Source organism: Arthrobacter sp. NEB 688 (genome assembly GCF_013201035.1).
GTDB lineage: Bacteria > Actinomycetota > Actinomycetes > Actinomycetales > Dermatophilaceae > Phycicoccus.
On the sequence record NZ_CP053707.1, the window covers coordinates 3,172,984 to 3,193,241 of the forward strand.

The 20,258-nt window shown below is 70.1% G+C and carries 15 protein-coding genes; 8 read left to right on the forward strand and 7 right to left on the reverse strand.

Features of this window, described 5'->3' with window-relative positions:
- Positions 1 to 18: 18 nt before the first annotated feature.
- Together HL663_RS14905 and HL663_RS14910 are read left to right on the forward strand one after the other, a co-directional pair.
- Complete coding sequence (locus HL663_RS14905) at positions 19 to 1,461, forward strand: glycoside hydrolase family 130 protein (protein ID WP_216842583.1); 1,443 nt, start codon at positions 19 to 21, stop codon at positions 1,459 to 1,461.
- A gap of 29 nt (positions 1,462 to 1,490) precedes the next feature.
- The gene (locus tag HL663_RS14910) at positions 1,491 to 1,904 is read left to right on the forward strand and encodes a cupin domain-containing protein (RefSeq protein ID WP_173029099.1); all 414 of its coding nucleotides are present in this window, start codon (positions 1,491 to 1,493) and stop codon (positions 1,902 to 1,904) included.
- A gap of 422 nt (positions 1,905 to 2,326) precedes the next feature.
- On the opposite strand, the gene HL663_RS14915 is transcribed toward HL663_RS14910, so the two are convergent.
- Positions 2,327 to 3,583, reverse strand: a complete 1,257-nt coding sequence (locus HL663_RS14915; protein WP_173029100.1) for a PucR family transcriptional regulator — start codon at positions 3,581 to 3,583, stop codon at positions 2,327 to 2,329.
- A 115-nt stretch (positions 3,584 to 3,698) separates the two neighbouring features.
- Between HL663_RS14915 and HL663_RS14920 the strand changes: the two genes are divergently transcribed.
- Together HL663_RS14920 and HL663_RS14925 are read left to right on the forward strand one after the other, a co-directional pair.
- Complete coding sequence (locus HL663_RS14920; RefSeq protein WP_173029101.1) at positions 3,699 to 4,601, forward strand: alpha/beta fold hydrolase; 903 nt, start codon at positions 3,699 to 3,701, stop codon at positions 4,599 to 4,601.
- Positions 4,598 to 5,509, forward strand: a complete 912-nt coding sequence (locus HL663_RS14925; protein ID WP_173029102.1) for a hypothetical protein — start codon at positions 4,598 to 4,600, stop codon at positions 5,507 to 5,509. The genes HL663_RS14920 and HL663_RS14925 overlap by 4 nt, the downstream gene beginning before the upstream one ends.
- Positions 5,510 to 6,953: 1,444 nt before the next feature.
- On the opposite strand, the gene HL663_RS14930 is transcribed toward HL663_RS14925, so the two are convergent.
- Both HL663_RS14930 and HL663_RS14935 read right to left on the reverse strand, forming a co-directional pair.
- Positions 6,954 to 7,352 (reverse strand): hypothetical protein, encoded by a 399-nt coding sequence (locus HL663_RS14930; protein ID WP_173029103.1) that lies wholly within the window; start codon positions 7,350 to 7,352, stop codon positions 6,954 to 6,956.
- A 135-nt stretch (positions 7,353 to 7,487) separates the two neighbouring features.
- A complete protein-coding gene (locus tag HL663_RS14935) occupies positions 7,488 to 7,910 on the reverse strand; it encodes a hypothetical protein (protein WP_173029104.1) in 423 nt (140 codons plus the stop codon).
- 727 nt (positions 7,911 to 8,637) lie between these two features.
- Between HL663_RS14935 and HL663_RS14940 the strand changes: the two genes are divergently transcribed.
- Entirely contained in the window at positions 8,638 to 9,147 is a 510-nt protein-coding gene (locus tag HL663_RS14940) for a DUF2716 domain-containing protein (protein ID WP_173029105.1), read from the forward strand.
- Positions 9,148 to 9,391: 244 nt separating this feature from the next.
- Positions 9,392 to 9,739: a RidA family protein gene (locus HL663_RS14945; RefSeq protein ID WP_286175686.1), complete on the forward strand. Its 348-nt coding sequence runs from the start codon at positions 9,392 to 9,394 to the stop codon at positions 9,737 to 9,739.
- A 330-nt stretch (positions 9,740 to 10,069) separates the two neighbouring features.
- Here the strand turns inward: HL663_RS14945 and HL663_RS14950 are convergent, their stop codons facing one another.
- From HL663_RS14950 to HL663_RS14960, 3 genes are all read right to left on the reverse strand, one after another.
- On the reverse strand, positions 10,070 to 10,564 hold the full coding sequence (locus HL663_RS14950) for a hypothetical protein (protein WP_173029106.1): 495 nt from the start codon (positions 10,562 to 10,564) through the stop codon (positions 10,070 to 10,072).
- A 274-nt stretch (positions 10,565 to 10,838) separates the two neighbouring features.
- Positions 10,839 to 12,263, reverse strand: coding sequence for a hypothetical protein (locus HL663_RS14955; RefSeq protein WP_173029107.1), 1,425 nt, complete (start codon positions 12,261 to 12,263; stop codon positions 10,839 to 10,841).
- Complete coding sequence (locus HL663_RS14960) at positions 12,260 to 12,631, reverse strand: hypothetical protein (protein WP_173029108.1); 372 nt, start codon at positions 12,629 to 12,631, stop codon at positions 12,260 to 12,262. Before HL663_RS14960 ends, HL663_RS14955 begins: the two co-directional genes overlap by 4 nt.
- A 106-nt stretch (positions 12,632 to 12,737) precedes the next feature.
- Here HL663_RS14960 and HL663_RS14965 point away from each other — a divergent pair, with 106 nt between their 5' ends.
- Positions 12,738 to 13,619 (forward strand): hypothetical protein, encoded by an 882-nt coding sequence (locus HL663_RS14965; RefSeq protein WP_173029109.1) that lies wholly within the window; start codon positions 12,738 to 12,740, stop codon positions 13,617 to 13,619.
- Here the strand turns inward: HL663_RS14965 and HL663_RS14970 are convergent.
- A complete protein-coding gene (locus HL663_RS14970) occupies positions 13,605 to 13,931 on the reverse strand; it encodes a hypothetical protein (RefSeq protein WP_173029110.1) in 327 nt (108 codons plus the stop codon). The two genes, HL663_RS14965 and HL663_RS14970, sit on opposite strands and share 15 nt — an antisense overlap.
- Positions 13,932 to 14,174: 243 nt before the next feature.
- On the opposite strand from HL663_RS14970, the gene mobF reads away from it, so the two are divergent.
- Positions 14,175 to 19,562, forward strand: a complete 5,388-nt coding sequence (gene mobF / locus HL663_RS14975; RefSeq protein WP_173029111.1) for a MobF family relaxase — start codon at positions 14,175 to 14,177, stop codon at positions 19,560 to 19,562.
- The last annotated feature ends 696 nt before the right edge of the window (positions 19,563 to 20,258 follow it).

Below are 20,258 nucleotides of genomic sequence, written 5' to 3' on the forward strand. Positions count from 1 at the left end.
CCCCTCACCGCGCATCGCGTGGCCGGACTCGTGCTGCGCCCGGACCCGGCGCGCGTGGTGAGCCGCCTCTTCCTCCCCGGGCAGGAGCTGGGAGGCAACGGCGAGTCGCGGTCGGCCGGCGTCGTCTCGCGCATCCTGGCGCTGCCCGACGACGTCGCTGCAGAGACCTTGGCCCGCACCGTCACGCAGTTCACCCCCCGGCACCACGACCTGGAGAAGACGTGGAACGACCACTTCGGCCTGGTGCGCCACCGGCTCCCCCAACCGCACGAGCCCTCTGCGGCCCATGACACGCTCATCGGCGCCTACTTCACGCAGGAGTTCGCGATCGAGGGGGCGGCCCTGTGCAACCCCTCCCTGGTGCTCGACCCCGACCAGACGGGCCTCCAAGCGGGGACGACGCGCTACGTCATGTCGGTGCGGGCGATCGGTGAGGGGCACCTGTCGAGCATCGAGTGGCGCGAGGTGCTCGTCGAGGCCACCGGCGAGGTGACGGTGACATCGGTCGATGCCCGCGGTGTGCTCGCCGACGTCGCACCGATGCCGTACTCGCGGGAGGTCTTCCGACACCAGCTCGAGGACCCCTCCGAGGACGGGAGCGACTGCGCGTTCGTGCTCTCACAGCTTCCGGCAGCCTTCACTCGCGCCGACCTCGACCTCGCGCTCTCCCGACTGCACGACCAGCGGCTCACCCGCGGCCCGGCTGCGCACACGGCAGAACGGTTCGACGCCGTGGCCGCCTCCTGCTACGCCGTGGAGTTCCCGAGGGGGTCGCGGCTCGGCGAGCGGGTGCTCATGCCACGCGGACCTCGCGAGCACCAGGGCATGGAGGACCTGCGGCTGGTGCGGATGGTGCAGGACGGAGCCGTGAGCCACGTCGGCACCTACACCGCCTGGGACGGCCACCGCGTGGCCAGCCACCTCCTGCGGACGACGGACTTCCGCACCTTCGAGGTGCACCCCCTCAGTGGTCCGGGGGCCCACGACAAGGGTCTGGCGGTCTTTCCCCGCCGCATCGACGGCCGCTACGTCGCGCTGTCACGAGCGGACCGCGAGAGCAACGGCATCACCACGTCCGCGGACCTGGTCTCCTGGGACCGACCGCGCCCCCTCCAGACCCCCCACGAACCCTGGGAGGTCGTCCAGCTGGGCAACTGCGGCTCGCCCATCGAGACCCCGTCCGGCTGGCTGACCCTCACCCACGGCGTCGGTGCGATGCGCGAGTACTCCATCGGCGCGCTCCTCCTCGACCTCCAGGACCCCACCCGCATCATCGGGCGACTGCGGGACCCCCTGCTCTCCCCCACCGCGGCCGAGCGCAACGGCTACGTCCCCAACGTCGTCTACTCCTGTGGCGCAGCACTCCACGGCGAGACCCTCCTCATCCCCTACGGCTGCAGCGACCAGACGGTCCGCCTGGCCACCGTCGACCTCGCTCTCCTGCTCGCCGCGATGACCTGACCACCCCACGCCCACCCCGAAGGACACCCATGGCGACACCGACCGCCCCCCGCCCGCACGCGACGTTCGATGCCGCCGCCCGCCAGGACAAGCCCTGGGGCCACGAGGTGGTCTTCGCCGGGGGCACCCACGGGTACGTCGGCAAGCTCCTCACCGTCCGCGCCGAGCACGCGCTCAGCCTGCAGTTCCACCGCTTCAAGGACGAGACGATCCACGTCGTGTCCGGCCGAGCCACCCTCGAGCACTACGCCGAGGACACCCGCAGCGCCACGCGGAGCCTGTCCCCCGGCGACACCGTCCACCTCCCGGCAGGAGTCCGCCACCGCGTCCGGGCCGTGACCGACGTGCTCCTCGTCGAGGCCTCGACCTGCGCCCCGGGGTGGGCCGACGACGTCGTGCGCCTCGACGACGACTACGGCCGCAGCGGGACGACCGCCCGGTGAGCGGTCGCGCTCGTCCGCGGCCTCTGCTTCGGGAGACCATCGCGCTGCGGCCCTCGAACGTCGACCTGGGCGCCAAGGTCCCGGTCGTCCGGCACCCGCGCGCCATCGGGACCGCACCCGACGAACGACGTGACGAGCAGAGGCCAGGAACCAAGCAGGCAGACCCAATGACCGAATCACCACACCCGTGCTCGCAGCGCTGAGGCACCACGCCGAACGACCTCCCTGACCCGGGCGTCCGGTCCGGCACCCGCCGGATCGACCCGTCCGCCCGCCACCACGTGCATGGGGTACCCACCAGAGCTGGGCACGACGTCGAACGAGCTGATGTCGGGCGGCCAGCCGGTCGACCGTCCGGTCGGAGAGGCATCCCGGGACGACGGGCTCGAGATGCGCCCCGTGCGAGGACCCGCCGGTGGTGATCAGTCCACCGGCCCGGCCTGCGCGAAACGCTCTTCACGGAAGGCCAAGAGGCCGATGCGCAGCAAGGCACTGCCGTCGGTGGTGGCCGGGTTGATCCCCAGCAGGGCTTCGACTCTGCGCAGTCGATAGTCGACGGTGTTCGGGTGGACGTTGACGGCCACGGCCGTCGCCGCGCGGTTGCGACCCGCGTCCAGGTAGGCGTGCACGGTCTCCAACAGGTCCGGGTGGTCGGCGAGAGCGGCCATCTTCTCCTGCATCAGATCCGCCACGGGCCCGGGTCGGGCCAGCTGGAAGTCGACCAGGACGTCGTCCAGCCCATACAGCCCCGGGGGACGCCCGCCCCGGGTCACGACCTCGAGAACGTCATGCCCCAGCGCGACCGCCGCCGGGATCTCGTCGACCGCGGCGACCACGTAGGCAGCACGGACCTCGACAGCATGACGGCCGATGCGCTCGACCAGGTCCTTCGCACGGGCCGGCGTCCAGTCCTCGAGCCCGTCCCGGACGTGCGGGAGCAGGATCAACCCTCCGAACGCGTCGAGCTCGAAAAGGACCCCGGAGAGCCGGTCGCCCCCGATCTCCCCCTCGATCGCTCTGATGGTGCGTCGAGTGACGACGCGGCCAGCCTGCTGGTCCACTGCAGGGACCGCGGCCCGGAGGTCGACGGCCAGGACGAGGTAGGAGTCGGCCAGGGTCACCCCGTACGTCGACGCCACCCGAGGGCCCGTCAGCCCACCGGCCAGTGCCGACAGGATGGACTTCCGATGACCGAGTGCGTCCGTCTCTCGCGCGCGCATCTCCTCGACGTAGGCCGAGGTCACGATGGGCAGCACCTGCGCGAGGAAGCGCAGCATCTCGTGGCCGAGCGTCCTCACGACGTCCAGGTCCTCCACCGTGGCCAGGCCGACGACCGCGTCCCAGGTGACCCCGGTACCCACGAAGTAGGCCTCCTGGACCAGCTCGAGGGACAGCCCCTCCTCCGCGCGACCGTAGGCCGACGCGTAGATCCGTTCGGCCACGTCCTCCGGGAACCGTCGCCCCTCGACGGAGGCCTCGAAGGCCAGCAGGTTCTCACGAGCCACGGCGCGGACGTCGACCTCCAGCAGGTCCGTCGGCATGCCCGCGTACCCCGGGACCCCCTCGGCGATGTGCCGGACGACCCGCTCGACGATCCGCGCTCGCAGCGGCGGCAGCAGCGCAGCGATGGGCTGCCCCGCGATGCGCAAGGAGCCGCGCTCGTCCCCGCTGGTCGTCATTTGGGCAGGATCACAGAACACGCGTCACATTTCCAGACGAGGAACAGTCGTGGCCCGCGACGACGCGGCGCGAGACTCGTTCCGCCGTGCAGCCCACCACAGGAGGGAACCCGAGATGACCGCGCCCCCGACCCCGCTGTTCCCGGTGCTGGGTCGCTTCGTCGCGTCCTTCCTCACCGGCCTGCTGGCCCTCCTTCCCCTCGCGGCCGACTCCCGGGCCGAGGCCGTGGCGACATCGGCGGGGGGCGGGTGGAACGACTGGTCCTGCCGCCCCTCCCCGGTGCACCCGCAGCCCGTCGTGCTGCTGCACGGGCTCGGTGGGCAGGCCACGGACAACTGGCTCTTCCATGCGCCGCTGCTCGCGGCTCGCGGGTACTGCGTCTTCTCCTCCACCTACGGACAAGGCGCGCTCGGTGACCTCGTCGGCGGCCTCGGATCCATGCGAACCAGCGCCCGGCAGGTGGACGCCTTCGTCGACCGCGTCAGGTCGGCCACCGGCTCCGCCAAGGTCGACCTCGTCGGGCACTCGGAGGGGACGACGGTCGCCGCCTACTACCTCAAGTACGCCGGGGGCCGCGACGAGGTCCAGGACTACGTGGGCTTCGGGCCGAACTACCGCGGCACCACCCTGCTCGGCGTGACCCGCCTCGTCAAGGCCGCCATCCCCGCACTCCCGAACACCACGGCCTTCGTGAAGGACCAGTGCGCCGCCTGCCTCGAGTTCCTCCCCCCGAACCGCTTCCTCGACGACCTGGCGCGCGGAGGCTACGCCGTGCCAGGAGTCCGATACACCAACGTGGTGTCCCGCTACGACTCGGTCGTCACGCCCTACAGCAGCGGACGGATCGACGAACCCGGCGTGACCAACATCGTCCTCCAGTCGGTGTGCCCCGCCGACCTCAGCGGACACCTCGCGATGGCCGCGGACCCCAACGTGAACCTCCTCATCCGACGGGCCCTCGACCCTCAGGACCCGCCCTCCCTCCGGTGCCAGCCCGTCCTTCCACTCCCGCTATGACACGACACGAGCCGCCCCGGCTCAGGCTGGTCGGGAGCGCGCCCCCATCGGGAGGCCCTGGACCATCGGCCCCCGACGACGGAGCTGCTTGGCCGTACCCCGCGGACGGTCAGTTCTCCTTCACCTCGTGGTTCGAGGCCTCTCGCCGCCTCTGCGGCAATGACGCCCTGCTGCCGCAGCGCGGTCGACGTGCCGCCGTCGTCGCCCCCGGAGCCTGCTTCCACATCGCACAGGCCTACAGCGCACTCCGCGAGGATCTTGGCTGGGGGCCGACCGACACCTACCACCCCTCGGAGCACCGCCTCGACCGCGGTTACGACCACGTCGTCGTGCTGGACCCGCCCACGGGGTCACCGGACCTCCTCCCGACGCTCGACGAGATCCGGTGGAGCGGCGTCAGGCACCTCACCCTGACCAGCTCGAGCCGCTCGCGCATCGCGCGAGACGCAGCCGCCTCCGTGGTGTTGCCTCGCATGGCCGCGGACGACGTCCGCTTCGGCCTGACCGCGCTCGCCGCGCTGCGCGCCTCGCTCGGCGACGAGCCGCGGCGGTACCTCCCTGATGCCGAGCCCCTCTGGAAGAGCGCCGTCGACATCGCGGACAGGATCGCTCACGCTCGCCGCGTCACCGTGCTCGCTCGCGGTTGGGCACTCGGTCTCGCACACGCCCTCACCGCCGTCCTGCGCGACGACCTCGAGATCGACGCCGAGGCACAGCCGGCTCGCGAGTACCACCAGCGCATGCACCGAACACGCCGGCCGCCCGGTCTCGTGTGGGTGCTCGGAGACGTTGCGGACGAACTGATCGACAGCATGAGGCAGAGCGGCGCACCGGTGGCGCACCATCCGCTGGACCCCGCGGTCCAGCTCGCCATCGTCCACACCATCGCCGGAGCCACCAAGCATTGACCCCGGGACTGCTGATCCGTCACCGTCACCGTCGACGACAAGCCGGCCGCTGAGTGCCTCGTGCGCAACGAGCAGCGACGGCTGAGACGCCGCGGTTGATGGTGGGCCCCCAGATCGTCGGTCGATACAAGGTCCAAAAACTGACGCGGTCATCGACACCCACCTCGACCGCCTGCTGCAGGCCGCAGACACGATCGGCGCACTGGACCGCCGGTGAGGCCTGTCTCCATTTCGCAGACAGCTGCACGAAAGGTTCGGTCAGCGAAAGCGACCTGTGCCCGATGGCCGCCCGCTGCGATCCAGATGCCGCTCACACCCGGGCAAACGTGACCGTCCTGATCGCTCCCACTGAGTGACCGACATCGAAGAGAGACCCCAGGGGCCCGACGGACGGTGCCGGGATTGCAAAGCCCATCCGACCACCTTCGGCGACAACTTCGAGTCCTACCGGGGCGCAACCCAAAGCGATGCCTGACCTACAAAGACACCGAATCGTGCAGCGGTGCGTGCCCTAACCGTGCCCTCAAGGTGGGTCTCAGAACCGAACTATCGCTCATGCCGATGAGCGGGCGGTTCCGGGTCATCCCTGTGATGACGGGGAAACCGGCAGGTGACAGGGTTGCATCCCCGTCACCAGCCGACTTCCGCGTCATGACCGTGAGGCCGGAGAAGCTGCACGATGACGTGGCAACTGCTTCGGAATCGTGCAACGTCCGCGGCAGGCCAACGGCTCGCTCATGCCGCGCGTAGAACGATCGCTCCTGCCGATGTGCGGACGCCACCCGGAGCCGCCTGCGCCCTCACCGGTCAGGCCATCTCGCAGGGAATGCCCCGAGCATGCAAGGCACGTCGCACTCGTTCAGCAGCGGTACGGGAACCCGGTGACGACACCAGCATGTCGCCGAAGCCACCGACGAAAGCGCGCGGGGGCATGACTGCCAGCTCAGGACGAGGGTCAACGTGGGACCACTGAGTGCGCGTGCGCGACCACTCGGGCAGCGGATCGCTCTGGACAACCGTCACCCGCTCGATCTCGGCCCATGCCACCCACTGCTCAGGCACCCCTCTCCTGCACAGCACGAGGTGAGTCGGCGTCGCAAGGAGGGTGCGGGCTCCGAACCCGCGAGCCCACCAGACGGTGCGGGCAACGGACGCCGCAAGGAGTAGGGCCGCGATCACAGACCCCACGGCGATGTCACCGACTCCAAAACTGGCCCAGACAACAAGCAGTGCGAGCAGACCCGCAGGGAGGGCGGCGCGCACCAGCAGCCACCGACTGGATGCCACAAGAGTCGTCGCAGAGTCCAGGGAAGGCGCACCACCGTGCTTGTCGGTCCAATCGCGCGACGGTGGCTCGCTCACTGGCTCAGTATCCGGACGCCAGTCCGTGCTGCCGTAATGTCCGCTCATGCCGCAGAGCGGCGAGCACTTGGGGCGCGATGGCCTACTCCTCTGGGAGGCGACCGCGACGAGAGAACACGCTCAGGGCGGACTCGGCTTCTCGCCGCATGGTCTCCCACGCGGGTATCTCTTGCACAGCGGCCAACGAGGGGTAGTCGCCCCCGACCGCGTCAGCAGCCGACTCCCACACGCGCTGAAACTCGCGGAGCACGCCACGCTCCTCATCTGTGTAGACCTGCGACGTATCCAGCACAACGTCGAGGTGATGGACCCAATCCCCCCATTGCTCGATGACCTCGTGGGGGACGTACACAAACGGCGGTGCGGCATGCTCGTACTCCGCCTGAGCGGCATAGGAAGACGCGAGTTGGAAGTACTCGATCAGACGATTTCGCACGCGTTGCTCGATGATTCGATCCTTGAGCGGATCCGGTCCTGCCACTCACACATGATGCTGCGGCGTCGACCCGGATCGCACCATTTCGGCCGGGGCGCCGGCCCACGAACGCCCGCTCATGCCGCGCATCGTGCGGGCGGACGCATAGCTCTTGCTCCTGGCAGGACGCCCCGCGAAGTATTAAGGCGTAGTCGACAGTTGGGGGTCGTAGCCGACTGCAGCCACCTGCTGCGCGACGCTCGCGACGAAGTCCCGCACGGCGGCTTCGACCTGTTTAAAGTCACGGGCCTCGCTGCGTAGCCCGGACAGGTCCGACGAAACGACCCAACCTGCAGCGGTCTCAGTGATGCGGACCATGCCGAGGTTCTCTCGGACCATGCCTAGGTCGGCGGTGAACTCGGACCCCGTTCGCGTGACCAGCCAACGGTTCAACTCCTTCGCGAGGAGAAGGACCTCGAACCGAGGCTCCCTCAGAATCTCCGTCGAGCCATCGAGGATCACGATGTCGGCCTCAATGCCGATGGCGATCTCAGCCTCGGTTGGCCCGTTGACCTCATCGAAACTGAGGTCACTGAACTCGAACCTCAGGTCTTTGCTGTCCACGCCATTGATGTTGCCATGACGGCACAGCACGTCCGCTCATGCCGCCGAGTGTTAGCCCCCGCTCCTAACGGATCGCGCGGAGGGCCTCATTCGCCTGCGCCCGGGCTGCGGCCCAACGAGGTGAGGACTCCAGTGACGAGGGGTGCCACAGCTGGGCGTTCTCGGGTCCGCTCATGTCGCGTTGCGGGGTTTCGATGTCGGCACGTTGACGGACGTCCACGACTCGCTTGAGCGCCCGAGCGTGCCCGCCGCGGAGGACTAGTCAGGAGCCTGGACCTCGACGACGTCCCCCGTCGATCCGTCAACAACTCGGCGCGTTCCCAATGGCTCCGCGAGGGAAACCGTCACGCTGTCAGCGCAGTCGCCTCCGCTACGGCCGAACCGACGGTCACTCGTCATCCTCACACGGACCTGAGTGGCGGACTCCGTGACCTCGGGAGTGAGGCTCTCGTTGCAGGAATCCACATTCAGCTCGAGCTCGGTCGACCCTGCGTCCCCGTAGGCCGCGAAGAACGACCGCTCCTGCCCGGCACAACCTGAGGCGAGCGACAGCAGGGCGACGACGGCCAGCCACGTCGTGGCATGACCGATCCGTCCACCCTCTAACGAAGGGCGAGATGACCGCGCTGCCATGAGCAGATCGTTCCAGCGGAGAAGCGTTCTGTCATGCCGCGTTGCGGGAGCAATCTCGATGCGAGGCGCTCCCGCGATCGGTACCTTCCGAGACATGAGCAGCCCGTTTGCCGCGGGGGGCATTTGGACCCCCTTGGATTACGACATCGCGTGGGCTCCGTTCAAGCGATTCCAGTTCGAGGCGAACTATCACGAGACCAGCCAGCCGGCGATCACACTCCCCGACGGCGCCCTGGTCATAGACCTGAGCCCCCTCTTCACCAACGAGGGTCAGGTCTTCGCTGCCGGAGAAGCTGCGATCAACGCTTCGGCACTCCGCGCTTTCGTGTCGCTCGCTGGCGACCTCGAGATGACCGCCCTGGACTGGCAGCACACCCCCTACCGGTACTCCCCCGCCAAGCATGCGCTCGCACACATCGAGGAGTGGCCTGTTCCCGTCTTCCCCAACGGCGACTACTACATTCACCTTGGGCCCGACGCTGCGTGGGGAACCTTCGGTCACCCCTGGCAGCGATCCATAACGCTCTGGGGATCCGGCCTCACACACTCTCTTGGAGCCGAGCTCCTCACATGGTTGCCCCGACATCCCCAGAGCCGAGCCTGACGTCCACGCCGCGCTCCCTGGCGCAAGCAAACATGCGCTCATGCCGCGCATAGCTCGGTTCACCTGCTAGATGGCTGAGCAGCCGGCTGCATCCAGCTAGAGCGCGTTGGGTTCGGCTTTGACACCCGGATTCAGAGGTGCGGAGCCTCCGGCGTTGATTGATGATCACCGTCATGACCAACGAGTCCATCACCCTCGTCCGCCCCGCTGACTGACCGATCAAGCGCCCTACGCGTATGCCGCCGTGACCGGCGCGCAGCAGACGATCTTCACTGCAGGCGCTTGCCCCCTGGACGCTGAGGGCCACAAGGTTGCCGTCAACGACTACATCGGTCAAGCCCATCAGGTCATGGCGAATCTAGTCACCGCGATGCGCGCAGCTGGCGCAGACCTGAGCGACGTCGTCAAGAGCACCGTCTACGCCGCTTCCAGCCAGCGCATCGACCTGGTCGCCGTCTGGGACGTCGTCCAGGACGCGTTCGGCGATCACCAAGCCCCCAGCACACTTCTCGGCGTCAGCGTCTTGGGCTGGCCCGACCAGCTGGTGGAAGCGGAAGCGATCGCCGTCATCCCGGAGCCGTCGATGCAGTAGCCCGCGGGAGTCGACTGGCGCGCCGGCTGCTCCCAGTGCAGTGAGTACCGCGGCCTGTATCGACCGCCCTGACTGGCAGCTTCACGGGCGCTCTCCCACAGCGACATCGGCAAGGGTTGAGTTAGCGCGGTGGGGCGCCTAAGGGGCGCCCGACCCACTTCCGGAGGCTGACACCGAAGACGGACCGGCCGTCGGCCTTGTAGGACGCGCCGGCGCCGGCCGCCCAGGTCTGCCACTCATCGTTGGCAAGGGCTTGCGCCCACGACTCGATGTCGCCGTCGTCGGGTCTCCACCGAAAGTGGCGGTAGACCCAGCCGCCCGGACGCTCACTTACCTGCTTGAGCGTAGGCGCTTGGTCTGACGGGCCGACTGGCCGTGGAGATAACCCATGTGGACCTTGAGGGACAGGGGCCGGGCGCCGCAGATGTCGCAGCGGGCGAGGGCGTCGGTCTCGAGCCACCGGTCGATCGTCGTCGACAGCCACACCGGCCGGCCCGTCGCGGTGGTCCAGTCCGGCTCGGGCAGGTGCCGCCAGTTGCGCACGGCTGAGTCGCTCACCCCGGCTCGCCGCGCGATCGACTCGCGCGTCTCGATTCCTTCGGGCAGTTGGGCCGGGCGGGGGAACGGACCGTGCGGCGTCGTGAAGCGCTGCACCGTCGCCGGCAGGACGTCGAACTCCAACGCGATCGCCCCGAGCGAACGGCGCCGCTGGCGCCCCTCCACCCACGCCTCCACGGTCTCGCGCGACGGAAACGGCCCCCACCCGCGGGTTGCACGGGTAACGGTCTGGTGCGAGACCTGGTCGCGCTCGGCGATCTCCTTCACCCGCATGCCCTGGCGGCGATCCATCACCCACCGTTGCCGACGCTCCTCAAGCAGGGAAGTGGCGAGGTAGGACCGGCCCAACTGCCGGTCAGCCTGGGGGAACGGCCCGAACCGCGTTGTCGCCCTCTCCACCCTCGAGGCCGAGACCCCCGCACGCTGCGCGATGAGCCGCACCGACTCACCGGCGCGGCGCCTCGCGAGCCAGTCGAGCTCTGGGTGGCCTCTGGTCACAACGTGAAGGCTACGGCTGGCGGCTCTCCGGTTCGCCCATCGTTCAGTGCGAATGGCCCGCGACGGCCAACCGAGCCAGCTGCCGAGTCTGAGCTGGCGTGGCGGCCGGTCGACGCCGCTCCGGGGCGCGATCTGCAAGGTGGGGGGCAAGGGGTAGCGAACTGAGGAAGCCGGTGACTCGCCGCACGTGGGCGGCACGGTGAATCAAGACGTCTCTGAGCTCAATCGGGACCGCAACCGCCCGGCCAGCGGCGAGATCCTCGGGGGCGACCACCGCATGCAGAGACCCATGCGCGGCAGCGGCTTCGAGGCGTCGAACGGACTCTTGGGCCGTGCGGGCTCTCAGCGTGAATGGCTCACTCGTCACGGCGTCCACGACCACTGTCGCGATATCGACCTGCGTCGCCAGACTCTCGGTCAAGGCGGCAACTGCACCTACGCTGATGGCGCCACCGATGGTCGCCGGGTTCGAGACCTCGGTCCCCGTGGTGAGTACCTCCGAGAAGGCTGCGGTGAGCTCGGCCCCAGCGGCGGTCAGCGCTGCAGGAGCGCTCCGGTCGGCGAGGTCGGTCAGGGCGCGCACCTCTGAGTGCAGGCTCTGCCATGCCGAGGCCACCGCGGCCAAGGCGCAGTCGACCTCGGTGTCATGGATGGTCGTCTCTGTTCGCGCGCCAACAGGGACAGCGGCCAGGACGGTACGGGTCATCGCCGTCGATGCGGCCTGCACCTGGCTCACCTCCAACAGCGCGCCGAGACCTGGTGACCGAGCCATGGTGCGATGAGCCTCGAGCTCCCAACGTGCCAGCCCGGCCGCCAGCCGGTCAGGACGGGGAGTGTCGACGTGCTGCCCCGACAGGGCCGACGGGAAGGCCCGGTAGACAGGGACGCTCAGCATCCTCTCCGCAGACTCGAGCCGGCCCGCGGCATAACGCAGCGCCCCGAACCGTCGCGACTGGACACGTGTCAGCCCACCCGGCCGCTGCCGTGCGTCCAACGCCTCCCGTCGTACCGCGAGCAGCACCGCGTGCGTGGAGATGTATAGCGTGTGCAGGACGCGCGCCCGCACCGCCGCAGCATCCGCCGCCACGTCGGTGCGCTCGAGCACCGGCCGGCGCCAACGCCACTCGACCCGATCGTGCACCCGCACGAGGACGTCGCTGATCGCCACCATTCGCGCATCACCGGGACCGGGCCCGGGCCAGCCACGGCGAGAGAGCTGAGCGTGCATCCCGTCAGCGACCAGCCGGAGCCGCTCCGCGACCTCGTCCACGGACGCCGGGTCTGTCTGTCCCACCGCGACCGGGGTGCGTGTCGCGGCCAGCAGCTCATGACCTGCCTGGACCAGTTCCGGCCACGCGCGCAGCAGCTCGACCGCCGACCACAGGTCGGGCTCGGTGAGGAGCTCCCGCGCGCCGAGATCACACGCGGTGAGCAGCTCACCGACGCTGCGCGAATCCTGGCTCCTCACTGGTTCACCGCGAGAGCCAGAAGGAGCAGCCTCTCGCCCTCCGAGGCACACCACGCGTCCAGCACGCCCTCCGGCATCCTCACGACGACACCGCGGATGTCTCGAACAAGCTCGCCAATACCTGTGCCAGCCGTCGGCCAGTCAACGCCAGAAGTGGGCCACCCGACAGTCGCAGCGATCGTCGCCGCTACGTGGTGCGCCTGACAGCTGACGATGTGCCACCGCGCGTCCTCCAGACACACGAAGCGCGAGGCCTGGTCGCCGAGCCTCTCCAGGAGCCTGATCAGCTGGAGGCTCTCAGAACCGCCAGCCGGCGGCTCGCTGGCCAGCAGCCGCGACTGCGCGCCCGAGATGGATCGTCTAGCCATGCCCCCCAAGGGCCGCACGCCGGTCCCGGTGGACGCGCAACAAAGCGGCGCAGCTCACCTGCCCTGTGGACAACCCCAGCCCTCGGTGACGGTGGTCGAGAGGACCGTGAGACACATCGAGGCCCTCGAACTCACGAAGGGCCACAGGACGTCGGAGGCGGTCATGAGGTCAACCACCCACTGCGTGCTTCGCGAGGGGGTGCCGCTCGCCGCTGGCGCCGCACTCTGGCTCTGCGTCCTGCCCCTGGTTCTCGACAGGGCCGGCGGCTTCGCGCCCCTCATTCCGGTCGCCGTCGCCGCCTGGATCGCCGCGGCACGTGGCGACTTCCTCCGTGCGCGCCTGGCCGGCGGCCGGGCACCGACCGCCCACGAGCGCCTCCTGCTCGCACCAGCCGTGAGCATCATGTGCCGAGCGCAGCACGGACCACCTCTCGTCACGCTTCTCGTGCGACGCGGTGACCGGAGCCTCATCGCGACGGGGGCCGGCCACCGGACTGTCATGGTGCCGTTGGGCCTCATCGACGCTCTTGCTCGCCGGGCTGTCACCCCCCACCAGGCAGCCGCCACCCTCATCCACAGTGCCGCCAGCGTCCGAACTGGTCGGACACGGCTGCACCCGCTACTCGCGCTCCTGCGGGCACCGTGGCTCCTGCTCGCCAGCGCGACGGCCGCCGCCGTGCGCGGCCTTGCCCCCTCTCCGCTCATTGTGCACGCGTGGCGGCTGCGGGCCGTCCCAGGCGGCATCGCCATCGCCAACTTCGCTCTCTCCCATCATCTGCCCATGGCCGTGATGACCGCGCTCGTCGTCGGGCTCTCATACGGCTGGACGTGGGTGAGCGCCACGCCTCCGCGGCCACAGCCCACTCCGGGCGACGACGCGCTGACAGCGCTCGGGCTCACAAGGCCCTACGAGCAGCTCATGGCCGCCCAACGAATGCTCACGCCAGCGGGGGCCCCGCACGGCCCCCGACCGTCAGTCACTGCCTGACGACGTCGGCGAAGAACTGGCCTGCCCGCTGTCTGCCTCGCCCACGACCTCGACCGCCGCCAGCCGCGACAGACGACGCAGCCGTGCCACCTCCGGCCCGCTGAGCAGACCACCACACCACCGCAAGGCCTCCGCCACCGACAAGCCTTCACCGTCGGTCAGCGCTGCCAACGCCGCAGCGGCTCGCTGCTCGCACTGCGCCACCCAGGTGTCTCGCTCGCGGAGGGCGACGGCCACCTCCACCCCCAGCCGGCTGCACCGCGCGTCCTTCGCCGCGCGCTCGGCGCGCCACGCGCTCTGACCCTCCAGCACCGCCCGACGGGCCCGCTGCTCATCATCTCGACGACCCATCACCGCACCTCCACACCCCAAAGGCGCCACCACCCCTCCCCGTGGACACACACACCAGCCCTGTCCCCCCAACGGATGCCCGCCCCACCCGACGAGCCCAACCCAGAAAACGCCATCCACTGCACACCTCATGCATTGCGGGTCGTACCCGCTCTCGCGGCGGCGTCCACCGGTGGCGGCGCGGTGCCCTTGGGCGGTGTGACGATGAGCCTGCACAAGCTCACCGCGGGCACCGGGTACACGTACCTGACCCGGCAGGTCGCCGCGCACGACCACGGCCCGGCAGCGCGGGCCTCGCTCGCGTCGTACTACACCGAGCAGGGCGAGACCCCCGGCCGGTGGGTCGGCTCCGGCCTGGCCGGGATCGACGGGCTGCAGGTCGGAGACGAGGTCACCGAGGAGCAGATGCGGGCCCTGTTCGGGACCGGGTTGCACCCCCTCGCGACACAACGCTCCGCCCGCCTCGAGGGGCCGGACCTCACCGAGCGTGACCTGCGCGCCGCCACCCGGCTCGGGGCGACCTACAAGGTCTACGCCAACGACACCCCGGCCTTCCTGCTCGAGGTCGCCCGCCGGATCGAGGACCACGCCGCCGCCCTCGGACACCCCCGCGACTACCCCGTCGACCCCGACACCAAGGCGAGCATCCGGACCGCGGTCGCGACCGAGATCTTCACCGCCGAGCACGGCCGGCCGCCCTCCGGCGCACGGGAGCTCGCCTCCGCGCTCGCCCGCTACTCACGCCCCCGCACCCGCGCCGTGGCCGGCTTCGACCTCACCTTCTCCCCCGTCAAGTCCGTCTCCGCCCTCTGGGCCCTCGCGCCGCCAGAGGTCGCCGCGCAGATCGAGCTCGCCCACCACGACGCCGTCCGAGACGCCCTCACCTTCCTCGAGCAGCACGCCCTCTTCACCCGCGAAGGCACCGACGGGGTCCGCCAGGTCGAGACCACCGGATTGGTCGCGGCCGCGTTCACCCACCGCGACTCCCGCGCCGGAGATCCCGACCTGCACACCCACGTCGCCGTCGCCAACAAGGTCCAGGCCTGCGGATCCGGGTCGTGGCTCGCCATCGACGGACGCATCCTCTACAAGGCGCACGTCAGCGCGTCGGAGACCTACAACACCGCCCTCGAAGGGCACCTGCGCAGCCGGCTCGGGGTGCGCTTCACCGCACGCGAACACACCGGGCGCGACACCCGACCGGTGCGGGAGATCGACGGCGTCGACCCGGCCCTCCTCACCCGCTGGTCCAGTCGGCGCCACGCCATCGACACCCGACGCGGCGAGCTCGCGCAGGACTTCCAGCGCGCCCACGGCCGCCCGCCGACCAGCATCGAGGCGATCCACCTCGCGCAGCAGGCCACCCTCGAGACCCGCGAGGACAAGCACCCACCCCGCACCCTCGCCCAGCAGCGGGCCGCCTGGCGCCTGGAGGCTGATGAGGTCCTCGGACCCGGCGGCCGCGAGGCCATGGTCCAGGCCTGCCTCCCCGCACGTTGCCGACCCGACACCGTCCTGCCGGACACCGCGGCACTGCAGCAGCTGGCCCAGCGCGTGCTCGAGCAGGTGCAGTCGCGGCGCGCGACGTGGCAGGTGTGGCACGTGCGAGCGGAGGCGCTGCGGCAGGTCCGCGCCGCGACCCTCCCACCACACCTGATCGAGCACGTCGTCGACACCGTCACCGCGGCTGCCCTGGTCGCTTCCGTCCGCCTCTCCCCCGGCGGCGACGGCATCGCCGAGCCACCGGCCCTGCGGCGATCCGACGGGAGCAGCGTGTACGAGATCGCCGGGGGCACGCTGCACACCAGCGCCGCCGTCCTGGCCGCCGAGCAGCGCATCATCGCCGCGGCCGGGATCGCGGACCGGCCCGCGTGCTCGGCAGCGGCGGTCGACCTCACGCTGCTCGAGCACGCCGCCAACGGCACCGTCCTGAACGCCGGCCAGGCAGCTCTCGTGCGCGGAATGGCCACCTCCGCAGCCCGGGTGCAGCTCGCCCTCGCGCCCGCCGGCGCCGGCAAGACCACCGCCATGCGGGCACTGACCGCGGCATGGCTCGAGGACGGGGGCGATGTCGTCGGTCTCGCCCCGTCCGCGGCGGCCGCCACCGTCCTGCGCGAGAGCACTGGAGCCGCCACAGACACCCTCGCCAAGCTCAACTGGTCCCTCACGCAGCACGAGGACGACAGGCCAGCCTGGGTGACCAGCGTCGGACCACGGACGCTGGTCATCGTCGACGAGGCCGCGATGGCCGACACCCTCTCCCTCGACGCCCCCGTCACCTACGTCCTGGGTCGTGGCGGCCAGGTGCGCCTCATCGGGGACACCCACCAGCTCGCCGCGATCGGAGCCGGCGGCGTGCTGCGCGACATCGCCGACACCCACGGCGCGTTGCACCTCACCCAGCTGATGCGCTTCACCGACCCGGCCGAAGGGATGGCCTCGCTCGCCCTGCGCGAGGGACGACCCGAGGCCCTCGGCTTCTACCTCGACCACGGCCGCGTCCACGTCGGCGACCCCGCCGCCACCACCGAACAGGTCTTCAGCGCCTGGGTCGAGGACTGCACGGCCGGCCGCGACAGCCTCATGCTCGCCCCCACCCGAGACCTCGTCACCGCCCTGAACCGGCGCGCCCAGGCCCACCGCCTCGGCGCGACCCTCGACCCCACCGGCGTCCCGCTCGCCGACGGCGCCGTCGGGCACATCGGGGACATCGTCATCACCCGTCGCAACGACCGACGGCTGCGCCTCTCGAGCACCGACTGGGTCAAGAACGGTGACCGGTGGAGCATCACGCACATCGCACCCGACGGCTCACTCACGCTCTCCCACAGCCGAACCAGCCAGCACGCCGTGGTTCCTTCCGACTACGTCCGAGAAAGTGTCGAGCTCGGTTATGCCACTACGACCCACGCCGCGCAGGGGGTCTCCGTCGACACCGTGCACGGTCTCGCGACCGGCACCGAGAGCCGCCAACAGCTCTACACCTTGCTCACCCGAGGAGCCGACGCCAACCACCTCTACCTCCAGTTCTCCACCGACGGCGACCCCCACCGCGTTATCCGCCCCGACGCCGTCCACCCCCCGACCGCGACGGACATCCTCGAGGCGATCCTCGCCCGCGACGACGCCCCCCGCTCCGCCACCACCCTCCAATGCGACGCAGCCGCGCCCCATGCTCGTCTGCAGGCCGCCGTCGCCCGGTACACCGACGCCCTCCACGTCGCCGCCGGCCTGCGGCTCGGAGCCCACGGCCTCGCGCAGCTCGGCTGCGACGCGAACCGCACCATCCCCGGCCTCACCGACGAGCCCGCGTGGCCGGCCCTGCGCTCCCACCTCGCCCTCCTCGCAGCCGCCGGCACCGACCCACGTCGCGCGCTCGAGTCCGCTGCGGAACGAGACCTCACCGGCAGTCGAGACCGCGCCGCCGTCCTGGACTGGCGGCTCGACGACCGCGACCTGCACCGCGCCGGGCGCGGCCCCCTCCCGTGGCTGCCCCCCATCCCGGCCGCACTCGGAACCGACCCCGAGTGGGACACCTACCTCCGCGCGCGACGCGATCTCGTCGTCGACCTCGCCGAGCAGGTCCGGCGCGAGACCCCTGCCAGCACCCTCCCGGCCAGCACCCTCCCGGCCTGGTGGCCGGAGGGGCGTCGGGTGGAGCCAGAGCTGCTCGTCGACGTCACGCTCTGGCGCGCCGCGGCCGGCGTCAATGCTGACGACCACAGGGCCACCGGGCCGAGGTGCCTCACGAAGACGGCTGCGCTGTGGCAGCGCACCCTCGACGCCCGTCTCGGCACCGACTCTCCCGCCCTGGCCGAATGGGGCACCCTGCTGCACTCGCTCGCCCCCAGCGTGCGCGGCGACGACTTCACCCTCGTCCTCGCCCTACGACTCGCCGCAGTTAGCCGCGCCGGAGTGGATGCACGCGCCCTCCTGGCGACCGCAGTTCGTGCCCCGTTGCCGGACGACCACGCCGCCGCCGCACTGTGGTGGCGGATCAGCCGCCACCTCTCACCCGCGGTCGCACTCCAGGTGGAAGCCGCCCCCGCTCACCACACCGAATGGCTGGACCAGCTCACCCGCGCCCTCTCCGCAGAGCAACGCTCCGGCCTGCAGGCGAGCCCGTGGTGGCCCGCGCTGGTCGCCACCCTCGAACACTCCCTCGCCCGCGGAAACCACCCGGCTGACCTCGAACGCCACCTCGTCTCCAGCGCTGGCGTCGTCGATCCAGACCTCGACGCCTGCCAAGCCCTCACCTGGCGACTCAGCGTTCTCGCCGACCCACCCCCAGATGAAGGCACCCCCCGCCCAGAAGACTTCGCCGATGCCCCGGACGACTGGGCCCCACCCCAATCGCTGGAGTCGGGGACCGGTATCGAGGCGCCGGTGTCAGTCCCAGCGCCGGACATCGAGACCCGCCTGACTGCCGCCGCCCTCGTCCGCAGCACCATGGGTGTTCAACCGCTGAGCGAGAGCGAGATCGAACACATGGTGGCCCGTGCCGCCGCTTGGGACGACGCCCCGTTCACCCCGCAACGAGCCGCCGAGCTCAACGCACTCGCCCGCGAGTACTACTCCCGCCTGCTCGACACCGCATGGGCCGGGGACTACCTCCGACGTCGGCTCCGGCTCGAAATCGTCCCTCCGGGAGCCGGCTATGCCCCACCAGGCTGGACACACCTCACCCACCACATGCGCTCACTCGGCGCGAGCGACGACGAACTCATCGCCTTGGGACTGAGCAGCCGCGCCAAGACTGGGCGCCTCATCGACAGGTTCCGCGACCGCCTCCTGCTGCCTATCGAAAAGGACGGCATTACCCTTGGCTTCGTCGGCCGCCGCCACCCCGACGGAGGTGACGACCACGGCCCCAAGTACCTCAACACCCCCACCACCGTCCTCTTCCACAAGGGCGACGTGCTCTACGGGATGCCCACAGGCGGCCGTCTGAACGGCGCCGTCCCGGTCGTCGTCGAAGGCCCAATCGACGCGCTGGCAGTCACGACAGCCGGCGACGAAGCCTTCGTCGGTGTGGCACCCCTCGGCACCGCACTCACGGCTGCACAAGCACGCCTCATCGCCGAGCGGCACACTCGCCCCGTCCTTGCATTCGACCATGACCCGGCCGGACGCTCTGCTGCGGAGCGGGCGTTCTGGATGCTCGCCCCCCACGGGGTGTGGCCTCGAGAGGCAAGACTTCCGACCGGAGAGGACCCCTCCTCGGTCATCGAGAGCCAAGGTCGTGAAGGCGTCCTCCGCGCGCTCACGACGAGTAGGTCGGTCGCCGACCGACTCATCCACGAGCTCTCGCACCTCGTTGCACCAGACTCCGCAGAGGCCGCCATACGCATTACTGCCGTCGATGACCCGGAACGATGGACCGAGCGAATCGCGCACTTGGCTTCCCAGGGCTTTGCCACTACGCCTTCGATGTTCGAGCAGTTGGTCACAGCCGCAGAGGAGTGGAACGAGCGCGCGGGGGCACCCGCATGGCCAACGCATCGAGCAGGCCAACCACCGTGGATCGAGAACAGTCGAAAGGTTCTAGCGCCGAGGACTGCGCGTGGCACTCGCTCAGCCCGGGCGAGGTAGACGATTCTTTGGCCGGTGCAGACGACCCGTGTGCCGCCAACAGTCCATCGACCCCCTGCGCCGCATAGGCGTGTCCGAGGAATCACTGCATTGGGCGGCGCGTCCGCGGTAGCTGACGCCCGACGGGCAGCTGGGCGCTGCGGAGACTTGAAGCTGGCCCAGTGTGAGTGCTCGTTCTCTCCCAAACTCCACGACTCAACCTGACCCGGCCTGCCTGCTGAACGTGTGAGCTTTCACCCAGTCTTGGGTGCTCCCATTAGATGGCCGAAGGGTTGTGTGGGAGGCCACGGTGAAACCACGCACCTTCAATCAAGTGGTGACCGAGCCGGCCCGAGGCTGGATCCTCGGCCCGCGCGGGCTCCGGCATCGCGGTGGTCTTCGCTGTGGCGTCGGACGGCCAGACGAGAGGATGGCGGGCTGGCAGGTCGAGTACTCATCTCGTCCCTCTCGCGCCGCTCTGGCTCGCAGCACGATGCAGCTTGCTGCAACCGCGTGGCTAGAACACGTTTGGGGCGGCACCCTGTCGGCTGTCGCGTTGGTCGATGCCCTGATCCAGTTCACCGGCAACCGTCCACCGAGGGCTCGTGCGATGCCGCTTACGTGGCACCGCCGATCATGTCCACCCCGAAGGCGGCAACTCGACGACGAAAACCCCTGCCCAGGGCCGTCCCGGTACCTGGATCGACTCAAGGAGAA

Excerpts from the sequence above, each read along its gene's own strand:
- HL663_RS14910 (WP_173029099.1), top strand. The coding sequence starts at position 1,491 with ATGGCGACACCGACCGCCCCCCGCCCGCACGCGACGTTCGATGCCGCC.
- HL663_RS14960 (WP_173029108.1), bottom strand. The coding sequence starts at position 12,631 with ATGGCTAGACGATCCATCTCGGGCGCGCAGTCGCGGCTGCTGGCCAGC.
- HL663_RS14940 (WP_173029105.1), top strand. The coding sequence starts at position 8,638 with ATGAGCAGCCCGTTTGCCGCGGGGGGCATTTGGACCCCCTTGGATTAC.
- HL663_RS14925 (WP_173029102.1), top strand. The coding sequence starts at position 4,598 with ATGACACGACACGAGCCGCCCCGGCTCAGGCTGGTCGGGAGCGCGCCC.
- mobF (WP_173029111.1), top strand. The coding sequence starts at position 14,175 with ATGAGCCTGCACAAGCTCACCGCGGGCACCGGGTACACGTACCTGACC.
- HL663_RS14915 (WP_173029100.1), bottom strand. The coding sequence starts at position 3,583 with ATGACGACCAGCGGGGACGAGCGCGGCTCCTTGCGCATCGCGGGGCAG.
- HL663_RS14920 (WP_173029101.1), top strand. The coding sequence starts at position 3,699 with ATGACCGCGCCCCCGACCCCGCTGTTCCCGGTGCTGGGTCGCTTCGTC.